At 74.5% G+C, this 12,950-nt stretch carries 11 protein-coding genes; 1 reads left to right on the top strand and 10 read right to left on the bottom strand.

Annotated features, from left to right (window positions below; genetic code table 11):
- Positions 1-150: 150 nt before the first annotated feature.
- The 6 genes from ACQPZO_RS11770 to ald form a co-directional block, all read right to left on the bottom strand.
- Entirely contained in the window at positions 151-921 is a 771-nt protein-coding gene (locus ACQPZO_RS11770) for a pseudouridine synthase (RefSeq protein ID WP_433349638.1), read from the bottom strand.
- Positions 908-1,870, bottom strand: coding sequence for an SMC-Scp complex subunit ScpB (scpB, locus tag ACQPZO_RS11765; protein ID WP_433349636.1), 963 nt, complete (start codon positions 1,868-1,870; stop codon positions 908-910). The genes ACQPZO_RS11770 and scpB overlap by 14 nt, the downstream gene beginning before the upstream one ends.
- A complete protein-coding gene (locus ACQPZO_RS11760; protein ID WP_433349635.1) occupies positions 1,867-2,904 on the bottom strand; it encodes a segregation and condensation protein A in 1,038 nt (345 codons plus the stop codon). The genes scpB and ACQPZO_RS11760 overlap by 4 nt, the downstream gene beginning before the upstream one ends.
- An 87-nt stretch (positions 2,905-2,991) precedes the next feature.
- The gene (locus ACQPZO_RS11755; protein ID WP_433349632.1) at positions 2,992-3,915 is read right to left on the bottom strand and encodes a ParA family protein; all 924 of its coding nucleotides are present in this window, start codon (positions 3,913-3,915) and stop codon (positions 2,992-2,994) included.
- 219 nt (positions 3,916-4,134) lie between these two features.
- A complete protein-coding gene (locus ACQPZO_RS11750; protein ID WP_433350948.1) occupies positions 4,135-5,142 on the bottom strand; it encodes a site-specific tyrosine recombinase XerD in 1,008 nt (335 codons plus the stop codon).
- Complete coding sequence (gene ald / locus ACQPZO_RS11745; RefSeq protein ID WP_350888769.1) at positions 5,139-6,254, bottom strand: alanine dehydrogenase; 1,116 nt, start codon at positions 6,252-6,254, stop codon at positions 5,139-5,141. Before ald ends, ACQPZO_RS11750 begins: the two co-directional genes overlap by 4 nt.
- 287 nt (positions 6,255-6,541) lie before the next feature.
- Here ald and ACQPZO_RS11740 point away from each other — a divergent pair, with 287 nt between their 5' ends.
- Entirely contained in the window at positions 6,542-6,796 is a 255-nt protein-coding gene (locus ACQPZO_RS11740) for a TM2 domain-containing protein (RefSeq protein ID WP_433349629.1), read from the top strand.
- Between the two features lie 155 nt (positions 6,797-6,951).
- On the opposite strand, the gene ACQPZO_RS11735 is transcribed toward ACQPZO_RS11740, so the two are convergent.
- From ACQPZO_RS11735 to ACQPZO_RS11720, 4 genes are all read right to left on the bottom strand, one after another.
- Complete coding sequence (locus tag ACQPZO_RS11735) at positions 6,952-7,557, bottom strand: NUDIX domain-containing protein (protein WP_433349628.1); 606 nt, start codon at positions 7,555-7,557, stop codon at positions 6,952-6,954.
- Positions 7,554-9,314: a CTP synthase gene (locus tag ACQPZO_RS11730; protein ID WP_433349626.1), complete on the bottom strand. Its 1,761-nt coding sequence runs from the start codon at positions 9,312-9,314 to the stop codon at positions 7,554-7,556. Before ACQPZO_RS11730 ends, ACQPZO_RS11735 begins: the two co-directional genes overlap by 4 nt.
- Before the next feature lie 151 nt (positions 9,315-9,465).
- Positions 9,466-11,757 (bottom strand): hypothetical protein, encoded by a 2,292-nt coding sequence (locus ACQPZO_RS11725; protein ID WP_433349624.1) that lies wholly within the window; start codon positions 11,755-11,757, stop codon positions 9,466-9,468.
- Positions 11,757-12,917: a glycosyltransferase family 4 protein gene (locus tag ACQPZO_RS11720; protein WP_433349622.1), complete on the bottom strand. Its 1,161-nt coding sequence runs from the start codon at positions 12,915-12,917 to the stop codon at positions 11,757-11,759. The genes ACQPZO_RS11725 and ACQPZO_RS11720 overlap by 1 nt, the downstream gene beginning before the upstream one ends.
- Positions 12,918-12,950 lie beyond the last annotated feature (33 nt).

The following is a 12,950-nucleotide window of genomic DNA, read 5'->3' as shown; positions in this document are numbered from 1 at the left end:
GCCCGTCGCAAGCGGTTGTCGTCGTCGTCAATGATGCCCACGGCCGGCATTCCGGCCGCGCGCGACGCCGCCGGTGGCGACCCACGCCACCGTGCGCCCCGTCCGGGGCGCCACGGAAGCCTACCGGTTGTGGTACCCCGTACCGCGGGGTCAGTCACCCACGGCCTTGAACAGGGCGGCGACCTCCGCGTTGGTGAGCCTGCGGGTCCGCCCGGCGCGCAGGTCGCCGAGGCGGATCGGCCCGATCGCGGTACGCACCAGCCGGGCCACCGGGTGCCCGACCTCGTCGAACAGGCGCCGGACGATGTGCTTGCGCCCCTCGTGCAGGGTCAGCTCCACCTGGGCGGTCTTGCCCAGGGTGTCCACCAGCTTGAAGGAGTCCACCGTCACAGGGCCGTCCTCCAGCTCGATCCCGGCCGCCAGCCGCCTGCCGAGGTTGCGCGGGATCGGGCCGGCCACCTCGCACAGGTACGTCTTCGACACCCCGTACGACGGGTGCATGAGCCGGTGGGCGAGGGTGCCGTCGTTGGTGAGCAGCAGCAGGCCCTCGCTGTCCGCGTCGAGCCGCCCGACGTGGTAGACCCGCTGCTCCACCCGGTTGCTGATGAAGTCCGACAGCGCGGCGCGTCCCTTCTCGTCCGCCATGGTGGAAACCACCCCGCGCGGCTTGTTCATCGCCAGGTACACCAGGCGGACGTCGGCCTGGAGGCGCTCGCCGTCGACGTGGATGACGTCGCGGGTGGGGTCGGCCCGGTCGCCGAGCGTGGCCACCCGGCCGTTCACCGTGACCCGGCGGCGGAAGATCAGGTCTTCGCAGGCACGCCGGGAGCCCACGCCGGCGGCGGCCAGCACCTTCTGGAGGCGTTCGGCCCCCTCGAAGACGGGCGCGTCGGTTTTGGGGGCACGGTCATCGCGTGGCATCGGCAAGCTCTTCTACGTCGTCGGGGAGGAACGGGGCGAGCGGCGGTAGCTCGTCGACGGAGTTCAGCCCCAGCTTTTCCAGGAACATCGTGGTGGTCCGGTAGAGGAACGCCCCGCTGTCCGGTTCGGTGCCGCACTCCTCGATCAGGCCGCGGGAGACCAGCGTACGGATCACCCCGTCGCAGTTGACACCCCGGATGGCCGAGATCCGCGACCGGGTCACCGGCTGCTTGTACGCCACCACGGCCAGTGTCTCCAGCGCCGCCTGGGTCAGCCGGACCGACTGCCCGTCCAGCACGAACCGCTCGACGTACGTAGCGTATTCCGGACGGGTGTACAGCCGCCAGCCGCCAGCCGCCCGGCGCAGCTCGAAGCCGTGCCCGGCGGCGGTGTAGCCGGCCGCGATGTCGTCGAGCACCGGGCCGATCCGCTCGGGGGACTGCTCCAGCACCTGGGCGAGGGTCAGCTCGCCGACCGGCTCGTCCACCACCAGCAGGATCGCCTCCAGCGCGCCGCGCAGCTCCGCGTCGTCGAGCACCACGGCCGGGGGCGGCTCGGGTGCCCTCCGCCGGCCCCGCCTCGGTGCGCCCCCCTCGGGAGCACCACCGCCCCCACCACCCGCTCCGCCCGCAGCGAGAGCCTCGGGGACGGCCTCGTCCTCCCCCGATGCGCCCGCGTCGACGCCGGGTGCGCCCGCGTCGACGCCCCTGGGCGGTTCCGCCTCCTGGAGATGCCGATCCCCGCCAGGGTCCGCTGCCGCGGCGACCCCGTCGGAGATCTTGGAGGGATTCGGCCCCTCGGGGGGCCGTCTGCTTCCAAGATCTTCCGAAGTCTGGTCGGGGCCGACAGGTGCGGGGGGTTCCGGGCGGGGCTGGGCGGGGCGGTCCCAGGGTGGGATCCAGGCGGCGGCCTGGTCGGCCAGGGAGTCGCGGCGTTCCTCTTCGCTCATTCCGGTCGCTCCTCCGTCGTGGCCTCGGCCTCCGCCTCGGCCCGCGCCTCGGCCCGTGGCCCGCCCTGCGCCGCGCCAGCTCCGTCGGGCGACACGGCGACCGGCTCGGACGGCACGGCGACCGGGTCAGGCAGCACAGCGACCAGGTCAGGCGACACGGCGACCGGGTCGGGCGGGGTGCCGGCGTACTCGTCGACGTGCAGGTCGGCGGCTCCGTCGGCGGGGCCGGTCCAGCGGACCGTCAGCTCCTCCAGGGCCTGCTCCTGCACGAAGGAGACCAGGCCCTCCCGGTACAGCTCCAGCAGGGCCAGGAACCTGGCCACCACCTCCAGGGTGGCGTCGCAGTCGGCGCAGAGCAGCGAGAAGGTCGCGGTGCCGGCCCGGCGCAGCCGCTCGGCGAGGATCGCGGCGTGCTCACGGACGCTGACCCGGACCATGTGCACGTGCGCGATGGACACCTCGGGCGCCGGCTTCGGGGTCATCGCCCTGACGGCGATCCGGAGCAGCCGCTCCGGTCCGATGCCGAGGACCAGGTCGGGCAGCGCCTCGGCGTACCGGGCCTCCAGGGTCACCGCCCGGGGGTACCGCCGGCCGCCGACCGCCTCCAGCGCGGCGATGTGCGCGGCCGCCTCCTTGTACGCCTTGTACTGCAACAGCCGGGCGAAGAGCAGGTCCCGCGCCTCCAGCAGGGCGAGGTCCTCCTCGTTCTCCACCTCGGCGGCGGGCAGCAGCCGGGCCGCCTTCAGGTCGAGCAGGGTGGCCGCGATCAGCAGGAACTCGCTGGCCTCGTCCAGGTCCCACTGGTCGCCCATGGCCCGGATGTAGGCGATGAACTCGTCGGTGACCCGGTGCAGGGCCACCTCGGTGACGTCGAGCTTGTGCTTGCCGATCAGTTGCAGCAGCAGGTCGAACGGGCCGGTGAAGTTGTCCAGCCGGACGGTGAACCCGGTCGCCGCGCCGGCGTCGACGTCGCCAGCCGCCCCGGCCCCGGCGGGCGGGAGCGTGGCGGGCGGGTCGAGGGGCGGGGCGGTCACCGGACGACCGTAGTCCACGCTCCCCGGGCCCCGACGGGAAGGCACGCTCCTGATCGAGGGCGCACGCTGGGACGACGGCGCACGGGGCTACCGCTCCGCCTGCTGGGCGATCACCTCGCGGGCAAGCTGGCGGTAGTTGCGGGCGCCGGACGAGGCCGGGTCGAGGGTGGTGATGGGAGCACCGGCCACCGTGGACTCCGGGAACTTCACCGTCTTGGTGATGACCGTCTGGTAGACCTTGTCGCCGAATGCCTCGACCACCCGCTGGAGCACCTGTCGGCAGTGGGTGGTGCGGCTGTCGTACATGGTGGCAAGGATGCCCTCCAACTCCAGGTCGAAGTTGAGCCGCTCGCGCACCTTGTCGATCGTGTCGAGCAGCAGGGCCACGCCCCGGAGGCTGAAGAACTCGCATTCGAGGGGGACGAGCACGCCGTCCGCGACGGTCAGCGCATTGATCGCCAGCAGGCCCAGCGAGGGCTGGCAGTCGATCAGGACGTAGTCGTACTCCTTGCGGATGCTGCGCAGCACCCGGGCCAGGGCCATCTCCCGGGCGACCTCGTTGACGAGCTGTATCTCGGCGGCGGAGAGGTCGATGTTGGCCGGCAGCAGGTGCAGGCCGGCCACGTCGGTCTTGATCAGGACGTCCTCGGCGGTGACGTCGTCCTGCATCAGCAGGTTGTAGACCGACAGGTCGAGGTTGTGCGGGTTGACCCCGAGCCCCACCGAGAGGGCGCCCTGCGGGTCGAAGTCGACCAGCAACACCTTGCGGCCGTACTCGGCCAGAGCGGCACCCAGGTTGATGGTCGTGGTGGTCTTGCCGACGCCACCCTTCTGGTTGGCCATCGCGATGATCCGGGCCGGCCCGTGCCGGTCGGTGGGCATCGGCTCGGGGATCGGCTTACGCATCGTGTAGGCCGCCGGGTCCGCCGGGCCGAGCCCCGCACCGAGCGTGGCCTGCTGCTCGCGGAGCTCCGACGTCCAGGTCTCGGCACGGTCACCGTTGCCAGCCATGTCCTCGTTGCCCCCTCCCGACGACCACCCGGTGTCGGAGCCGTCCGACGTCCCTCGCGGCGCCGCGGCGCACCCCGGTCATCCACCCCGCAAGGTCCGCGCCATGCCGACTGTACGCCACCGGCCAGCAGGGCGTTCGGCACCGGTACGGCGTGTCGGCCGCTACGCCGTACCGGTCGGGCCGACCGGGGCTGGGCCCGGCCGCGGGGCGGGAACGGGTCAGCCCCGGGCCCGGGGGTGGGCGGTGGCGTACACCTCGCGCAGCCGCTCCACGGTGACCAACGTGTACACCTGGGTGGTGGTCACCGAGGCGTGGCCGAGCAACTCCTGCACCACCCGCACGTCGGCGCCGCCGTCGAGCAGGTGGGTGGCGTACGAGTGGCGCAGGGTGTGCGGGGAGACCGCGCCGGAGCCGGTCACCGGCAGGCCCGCCCGCTGGGCCGCCCGGCGCAGGATGGTCCACGCGCCCTGCCGGGTCAACGCCGCCCCGCGCGCGTTGACGAAGACCGCCGGGGTGCCCCGGCCGGCGGCGACCAGCCCGGGGCGGGCCCGCACCAGCCAGGCGCGCAGCGCCTCGACGGCGTACCCGCCGACCGGAACGAGGCGGGTCCGGCCGCCCTTGCCGCGCAGCAGCACCGTCCCCTCGGCGGCGTCCAGGTCGTCCACGGCGGCGCCGACGGCCTCGGAGATGCGCGCCCCGGTGCCGTACAGGAACTCCAGCAGCGCCCGGTCGCGCAGCGCGAGCGCGGCGCCCTCGCCGGTGGCGGCCACCGACCCGGCGGTCTCCAGCAGCCGGACCACCTGGTCGACGGCGAGCGCCCGGGGCAGCCGGCGCGGCGGGGCCGGTGGCCGGACGTCGCGGCTCGGGTCCACGCCGGCCAGCCCTTCGCGCAGCGCGAAGCGGTGCAGGCCGCGCACGGCGCTGGCCGCCCGGGCCGCCGAGGAGACGGCGAGCGGCGGGTGGCCGTCGTCGCCGGCGCGCAGCCGGGCCAGGTGCGCCTCGACCTGGCCGGCGTCCACGGCGGCCAGGTCGGCAACGCCGGCCGCGGCGAGCGTCGCGAGGTAGCGCTCCAGGTCCCGACGGTACGACGACAGCGTGTTCGCGGACAGGCCACGTTCGACGGTGAGGTGGTCGAGGTAGCCGCGCACGGCGCGACGCAGGGCCGGCGCGGGCTCCTCGCCCGAACCGGCCCCGTCGGTCGTCGCGCCCCGCGCGTCGTCGGTCAGGCCAGCACCTCGTCCAGCGGCAGGGCCGGCAGGCCGTGCGCCTCGGCGACCGGGCCGTAGACGACCCGCCCGTCGTGGGTGTTCAGGCCCAGCGCCAGGGCCGGGTCGCGGCGCAGCGCGTCGCGCCAGTCCCGGTTGGCCAGCTCCAGCGCGTACGGCAGGGTGACGTTGGTCAGCGCGTACGTGCTCGTGTGCGGCACCGCGCCGGGCATGTTCGCCACACAGTAGAAGATCGACTCGTGCACCTGGTACGTCGGCTCGGCGTGCGTGGTGGGGCGGGAGTCCTCGAAGCAGCCCCCCTGGTCGATGGAGATGTCGACCAGCACGCTGCCCGGCTTCATCCGGGAGACCAGCTCGTTGGAGATCAGCGTCGGAGCCTTCGCGCCGGGCACCAGCACCGCGCCGATGACCAGGTCCGCGTCGAGCACGGCCCGTTCGATCTCGTACGCGTTGGAGGCGACCGTCTGCAGGTGGCCCCGGTAGATGGCGTCCGCTTGGCGCAGCCGGGCGACGTTCTTGTCCAGCAGCAGCACCTCGGCCTGCAGGCCGAGCGCGATCGCGGCGGCGTTCATCCCGGACACGCCGGCGCCGATGACCACGGTCTTCGCCGCGTACACGCCGGAGACGCCGCCCATCAGGATGCCGCGCCCGCCGCCCTGCCGCTGGAGGTGGTACGCGCCGACCTGCGGGGCGAGCCGACCGGCCACCTCGGACATCGGGGCGAGCAGCGGCAGCGACCGGTCGGGAAGCTCGACGGTCTCGTACGCGATGCCGGTGACCTTCCGGTCGATCAGCGCGTCGGTGCACGCCTTGGACGCGGCCAGGTGCAGGTAGGTGAACAGCACCTGCCCCTCGCGCATCCGGTGGTACTCCTCGGCGATCGGCTCCTTGACCTTGAGCACCAGCTCGGCGGTCTCCCACACCTCGTCGGCGGTGGCCAGGATCTTCGCCCCGGCCGCGGCGAACTCGTCGTCGGTGATGCTGGATCCGACGCCGGCACCGGACTCGACGAAGACCTGATGACCGCCGCGGGTGAACTCGTTGACGCCCGCGGGCGTGATCGCCACCCGGTACTCGTGGTTCTTGATCTCGCGGGGGATTCCGACCTTCACGATGCAGACACCTCTCTTCGGGGCGTCCCACCCCGACCGCACGGTGCGCGGCGGCTCCGTTGCCGCCGCGGTCCACCGGTCCCGTCGGCGGCAGTCTAGGCGCGCCGTCCGCCGCACAGCGCCGACACTGTGGCACCCGGTCCCCGCCGGTGCTGACGATGTGTCAGGCATAGACAGCACCAATGGTGGAGGGCATCTCAGCCATCAGGACACATTCGACCCCGATCGTCCCACGGGTCGGACGGCGGTAGGGACAGGACGTGAGTGGATCACTAGGGTGTCGCCCCATGACCACTCCTTATCAGCAGTACCCGCAGGGCGGCGTCTCCGACAAGAGCAAGCTCGTCGCGGGCCTCCTCGGCATCTTCCTCGGCACCTTCGGCGCCGGGCGTTTCTACATGGGCGACACCAAGACCGGCGTGATCCAGCTCGTGGTGAGCCTGGTGACCTGCGGCGCCGGCGGCATCTGGGGCCTCATCGACGGCATCCTGATCCTGGTCAACGGCGGCGTCGACGGGCAGGGCCGTCCCCTGCGCGACTGATGTCCGACAGCGACGGAGAGGGGCCGTGCGGTTCGCCGCACGGCCCCTCTCCTCGTCGTACCCGCCGGCCGGGCCCGGATTCCATCAGCCCCGGTCCCGGGCCTGGTGAAAAGCCCCTGGTCACGGGCCGCCGGCCGGCCCGGCGGCCCGGCCGCTCAGCGCGGTAGCGGCGCGTCCGGGCGGCGCAGCACCGACCAGCCGGTGTCCCGGGCGCGGGCGGCGGCCAGCAGCCCGGCCACGGTGGACGCGTTGGTGATCTCCCCGGCCAGCACCATCCGCACCGCCTCGTCCAGGTCGACCCGGACCACCTGGAGATCCGCCTCCTCGTCGCTGCGCCGGTGACGCCGCTCGGCAGGCACATCGGCCAGGTCCCGGGCCAGGAAGACCCGGACCACCTCGTCGGTGAAGCCGGGCGAGCTGTGCAGGTCGACCAGCACGTCGACCGTGCCGGCGGTGAGGTCGACCTCCTCGGCCAGCTCGCGGGCCGCCGCGGCGGCCAGGTCCTCCCCCGAGACGTCCGTCAGGCCGGCCGGCAACTCCCACAGGTGCCGGCCGACGGGGTGACGGTACTGCCGGATCAGCACCACCTGGCCGGCATCGTCCACCGCCACGACGGCCACCGCGCCGACGTGCCTGACGTAGTCGCGGGCGGAGGTGCCGCCGCCGGGCATGGTGACCTCGTCGGTGACCACCGAGAAGATCCGCCCGGCCCAGACCTGCCGCCGCCCGGTCACCTCGTAACGGTGCTCCACGGCGCTCACGACGCCGACGCCGGCTTCTTCTCGGCGGCCGCCCCGCCGTTGCGGTCGGCCCGGCGGGCCGCCTCCTCCGTCGGTGCGGCGTCCAGGTTGACCGGTAGCTGGTCGGCCTCGGAGTACGTCACGGCGGCCTTCACGAACGCCGCGAACAGCGGGTGCGGCCGGGTCGGCCGGCTCTTCAGCTCGGGGTGCGCCTGGGTCGCCACGAAGAACGGGTGCAGGGCGCGGTCCAGCTCGACGAACTCGACCAGCCGGCCGTCCGGGGACGTGCCGGAGATGGCCAGCCCGGCCTTGGTGAGCTGGTCACGGTAGGCGTTGTTCACCTCGTACCGGTGCCGGTGCCGCTCGCTGACCTCGGTGCTGCCGTACGCCTCGGCGACCAGCGAGCCCTCGGCGAGCGTCGCCGGGTACGCACCGAGCCGCATGGTGCCGCCCAGGTCGCCCCGGCCGGCGACGATGTCCTCCTGGTCGGCCATCGTGGCGATGACCGGGTGCGCGGCCTCCTCGTCGAACTCCAGCGAGTTCGCCCCGTCCAGGCCGGCGAGGTGGCGGGCCACCTCGATGGTCATGCACTGCAGGCCGAGGCACAGGCCGAGCAGGGGCACGCCGTTCTCCCGGGCGTACCGGGCGGTGCCGATCTTGCCCTCGATGCCGCGCACCCCGAAGCCGCCGGGGATGACGACGCCGTCCACGCCGGCCAGGGCCGCCGCCGCGCCGGCCGGGGTGACGCAGTCGTCGCTGGGCACCCAGCGCAGCTGCACCCGGGCCCGGTGGCCGAACCCGGCCGCCCGGATCGCCTCGCTGACCGACAGGTACGCGTCGGGCAGGTCGACGTACTTGCCGACCACCGCCACCGTCACCGTGTGGCGCGGCTGGTGCACGCGGTCCAGCAGGTCGTCCCAGCTGGCCCAGTCGACGTCGCGGAAGGACAGGCCGAGCCGACGCACCACGTACGCGTCCAGGCCCTCCCGGTGCAGCACCTTCGGAATGTCGTAGATGCTCGGCGCGTCCGGGGCGGCTACGACCGCCTCCCGGTCCACGTCGCAGTAGAGCGAGAGCTTCTCCTTGAGCTTGTCCGGGATCTCCCGGTCACAGCGCAGCACGATCGCGTCCGGCTGGATGCCGATGTTGCGCAGCTGGGCCACCGAGTGCTGGGTCGGCTTGGTCTTCAGCTCCCCCGACGGGGCCAGGTACGGCACCAGGGAGACGTGCAGGTAGAAGCAGTTGTCCCGGCCCAGGTCGTGGCGGACCTGCCGGATCGCCTCGAGGAACGGCAGCGACTCGATGTCGCCGACGGTGCCGCCGACCTCGGTGATCACCACGTCCGGAGCCTGGCCGTCGCCGTCCGGGTCGGCCATGCCGAGGATCCGCGCCTTGATCTCGTTGGTGATGTGCGGGATGACCTGGACGGTGTCGCCCAGGTACTCGCCGCGCCGCTCCTTGGCGATCACCTCGGAGTAGATCTGGCCGGTGGTGACGTTCGCCTTGCCGGACAGGTTCCGGTCCAGGAAACGCTCGTAGTGCCCGACGTCCAGGTCGGTCTCGGCGCCGTCCTCGGTGACGAACACCTCGCCGTGCTGGAACGGGTTCATCGTCCCCGGGTCGACGTTGAGGTAGGGGTCGAGCTTCTGCATCACCACGCGTAGCCCGCGCGCGCTCAGCAGACTGCCGAGGCTGGAGGCGGTGAGGCCCTTACCCAGCGAGGAGGCGACTCCCCCGGTGACGAAAATGTGCCTGGTCGTCCGTGCTGAAGGGGCCAAGGCCTGCTCCCGTGTCGTCCGTCGCGGTCGTGCAGACCGCCGTGCCGATCAGCAAAGTGATCACGCGATCCACGGGATTCCACGCTAACACCTCCCCGGGCCGGACCCGCAGGCCGCACCCGAGGTCCCCCGCCAGGGCAGCCCCGGGGGGTCAGGCCGTCGCGACCTCGGTTGACGCGCGGGGGTCCCGATCCGGCGCGCATCGGGCCGGATCAGCACCGCCGGCGTCGCCGGCCGGACCGCCCGGTGCCGGACCGGCCGCCTGGTCCGCCGCCGCGTCCAGGTCGCCGCGATCCGGGGTTCGCGCGGACCCGCCGGGACGGCCGTTGGCCGGGCCGCCGTCGGCTGGCTGGGTCCGGTCGGTGGAGTGGTCGAGCACCCGCAGCGCCGCGAGGGCCGCCATCGGCACCACCAGCGCGCCGGCGGCCCCGGCGACGTCGAGGGCGGAGCCGCTGAGCACCCCACCGATGACGGCGGCCACCGCCGTGCCGGCCATCGCGGCCCGCATCGCCGGGTAGATGCCGAACAGCCGCATCAGCCCGCCCCACGGCTGGAGCAACGCGAACCAGACCAGCAGGGCGCCGGCCAGGGCCAGCACGGTCAGCGGGCTGTTGACCAGCGTCTCGAAGTTGGCGCCGCCGGACCGGTGCACGGTCAGCCCGCCGGTGCCGTCGCCGACGGCGGCCAGGAACCGGCCGAGGCTGCCCCGCTCGGTGGCCGGCCGGCGCAGGTCGATCACCGCGTAGCCGATGGTGAGGGCCAGCCCGGCCATGGTGGCCCAGACCAGCCGGCTGACCGTCAGCCAACCGCCGGTGCTGATCGCCGCAGCCACGCTCACCCCGGCGGTCAGCGCGATCGCGCCGATCGAGTCCGTCCCCAGGTAGGGGCTGCCGACCACCACCACGGCGAGCCCGCCGACGGCGACCACCACCATGGGCCGCCACTGGCGGCGGACCCGCTGGGCCAGCCAGCCGGCGCAGAGCAGCGACCCGGCGATGAACACGCCGAGCCCGACGGTGCCCAGGCCGGCGAACCGGCCGCCCTGCAGGGCCGAGTAGCCGACCACTCCGTTGAGCTGTAGCCGGGCCCCGGTGAGCACGTCGGCGGCGACGACGAGGGTGGCCAGGCCGGCGACCGCACCGAGTGGGCCGAGCGTCGAGGCGTGCCCGGGGGCGAACCGGACGGCGGCGGTCCCCCCGACCACCAGCAGAGCCGTCACAATGGCGAACCACCAGCCGGCGTGGTCGCCGCGCCACCACGGCACGACGTCGGCGAGCAGGGCCGCCGGCACGGCCAGGGCGACGGCGACGAGCAGCAGCTCCACGGTCGCCACCACCCGCCGGGGAACCGGCTTCGGGCCGACCGGCCCGGCGTGCCGGCGGGCGCGGCGCAGCAGCGGAAGCACCGCGAGGGCGAGCAACACCTGCGCGCCGGCGAGCAGGGCGAAGAACCAGCCGGCGACCCACCGCTGGGCAGCGGACTCCCGGTCGGCGTCGGCCGGTGCGGCGAGCGCGGTCGGCAGGTCCGCCGGCCGGCCGCCGACGGTGACCGCGGGCCGGCCGAGGAACAGCCGCTCCGGCATCGGCCGGCCGAGCGCGGCGAGGGCGGTCGGCGCCAGGTCGACCAGTTGCAGGTAGCCCTCCCGCCCGGTGGTGGGCGAGGTGAGCCAACCCCGCTCCCAGCCGGGGCCGTCGGCGACGGCGACGTGCAGCCGAGACGGCAGACCGGTGTCGGAGACCCCGGCGACCAGCACCAGGGAGCGCGGGGGCCGGGCGGCGAGCACCCGGGCCAGGTCGGCGTCCGCCCGGCGGGCCTGCTCGGCCCGGGCCGCCGGGTCCTCGCCGGAGACGGCACCGAGGTCGACGATGCTCAGCACGCAGGAGCCGAGCAGTGGGGCCGGGTCGTCGGGCAGCCGCGCGGCGTACCGGTCGACCCGGCCGAACGGGCGGGCGGCAGCCACCGCCGCGCCGGGGCCCACCGCGACCGAGCAACGCACCGACTCGGACAGCGCGCCGGGCACCGCGCCCCAGGACCGGCGCTGCTGGTTGTACTGCACGACGCGTCCCTGGTCGGGCAGGTTCGCGCCGATGCCGTCGGGCTGCTCCACGGTCACCCCGACGGACGGGCAGGTACCCGTGCCGCGGCTGCCGTTCCAGGCGGCGAAGTTGCCGGCGCCGAGGGTGAGCCAACCGTCGACGGGGCAGGTGGGCCGGTGCGCGGAGCGCACCGACAGGGAGCCGATCGAGCCTTCCTGCGCCATCCGCCACAGCGTCGGGGTGGCCTGCGGGTCCACGTCGTCCCAGCGCAGGCCCGCCACCCCGGCCAGCACCACGAAGTCGGCGGTGCGCCTGGGGGCCTCCCCGGTCGGCCGCGCGGCGAGGGCGGCGACGCCGAGGACCACGACCATCAGGGTCAGCAGTGCCGGCGTTACTTTGCGTAGCATCAACGGCGCCCCGTCGACGGGGTGTCGGGGGTGGCCGGGCCGGCCGCGTCGGAGGCCAGCTCCGCGTAGAGCGCGGCCAACTCGGCGACGGTGTCCGCCTCGGTGGGCCAGGTCCCGGCCCGTGCCACGCCAGCCCGGCCCAGTTCGGCCCGGCGGTCGGCGTCGTCGAGCAGCCCTCGCACGGTGGCGTCGAAAGCGTCCACGTCGCCGGGGGGCACCAGCACGGCCGCGTCGCCGACCAGCTCCGGCAGGCCGCCGACGGCGGTCGCCACCAGGGGTACGCCGGCGTGCAGCGCCTCCTGGGCGAAGAGTTGGCGGGCCTCCCAGTCGCTGGTCACCACGGCCAGGTCGGCGCCGGCCAGCAGGTCGGCCACGTCGGTGCGGTGCCCGAGCAGGGTGACCGGGGCGCGGGCTGCGGAGACCCGGGCGGCCAGCGGCAGGTACGCCGGCCCGCTGCCGGCGATCACCACGACCGGCGGCGGGGTCCGGCCGCGCCACCGGGCGGCGGCGTCGATGAGCACGTCGTACCGCTTCTGGGGGTGCAGCCGGCCGACCGAGACGATCAGTGGCTGGTCGGCGGCCACCCCGAACTCGGCGCGGACAGCGGCCCGGCGGCGGCGCGGCGCGGGCAACACCGGCGCGGCGACCGGGGCGAGCCGGGCGTCGGCGGCCCCGAGCGCGGCGACCCGCTCGACCAGGTCGGTCGAGGCGCCGAGCGCGACCCGGGCGCCCCGGGCGACGATCCGCTCGGCGAGGCGGGACAGGCCGCCGCGCAACCCCCGGGCGAGGACCGCGTTGTGCCAGGTGACCACCAGTGGGGCCGCCGGCCTGGAGAGGACGGCGACCAGCCCGGCGCGCAGCCCGTGCGCGTGCAGCACGGCGACGGGCTCGGCGGCCAACGCGCGGCGCAGCGCGGCGACCGCCCGGGCGTCGGCGGGGGTGGGGCTGGCCGGGATCTCCACCGGCCGGAACCGGGCGCCCACGCCGGTGAAGTCGAACTGCTCCTCGGTGGCGGCCGGACCGCAGACCAGCACCGGGGCGCCCGCCTCAGCGAGCCCTCGGGCGACGGAGCGGACGTGCTGGCCGACGCCGCCGGTGCTGGAGGCGAGCAGCAGTGCCACGGTGCCGTCTGGGCGGACGTTCGGCGTCGCGTCCGTCATCGCGGCCACCCCCGGCCCACCGCCGCCGTCGGC

The organism is Micromonospora sp. CA-111912 (genome assembly GCF_050948415.1).
In the GTDB taxonomy this organism is placed as follows: Bacteria; Actinomycetota; Actinomycetes; order Mycobacteriales; family Micromonosporaceae; genus Micromonospora.
This window is presented reverse-complemented; position numbering and strand designations above follow the sequence as displayed.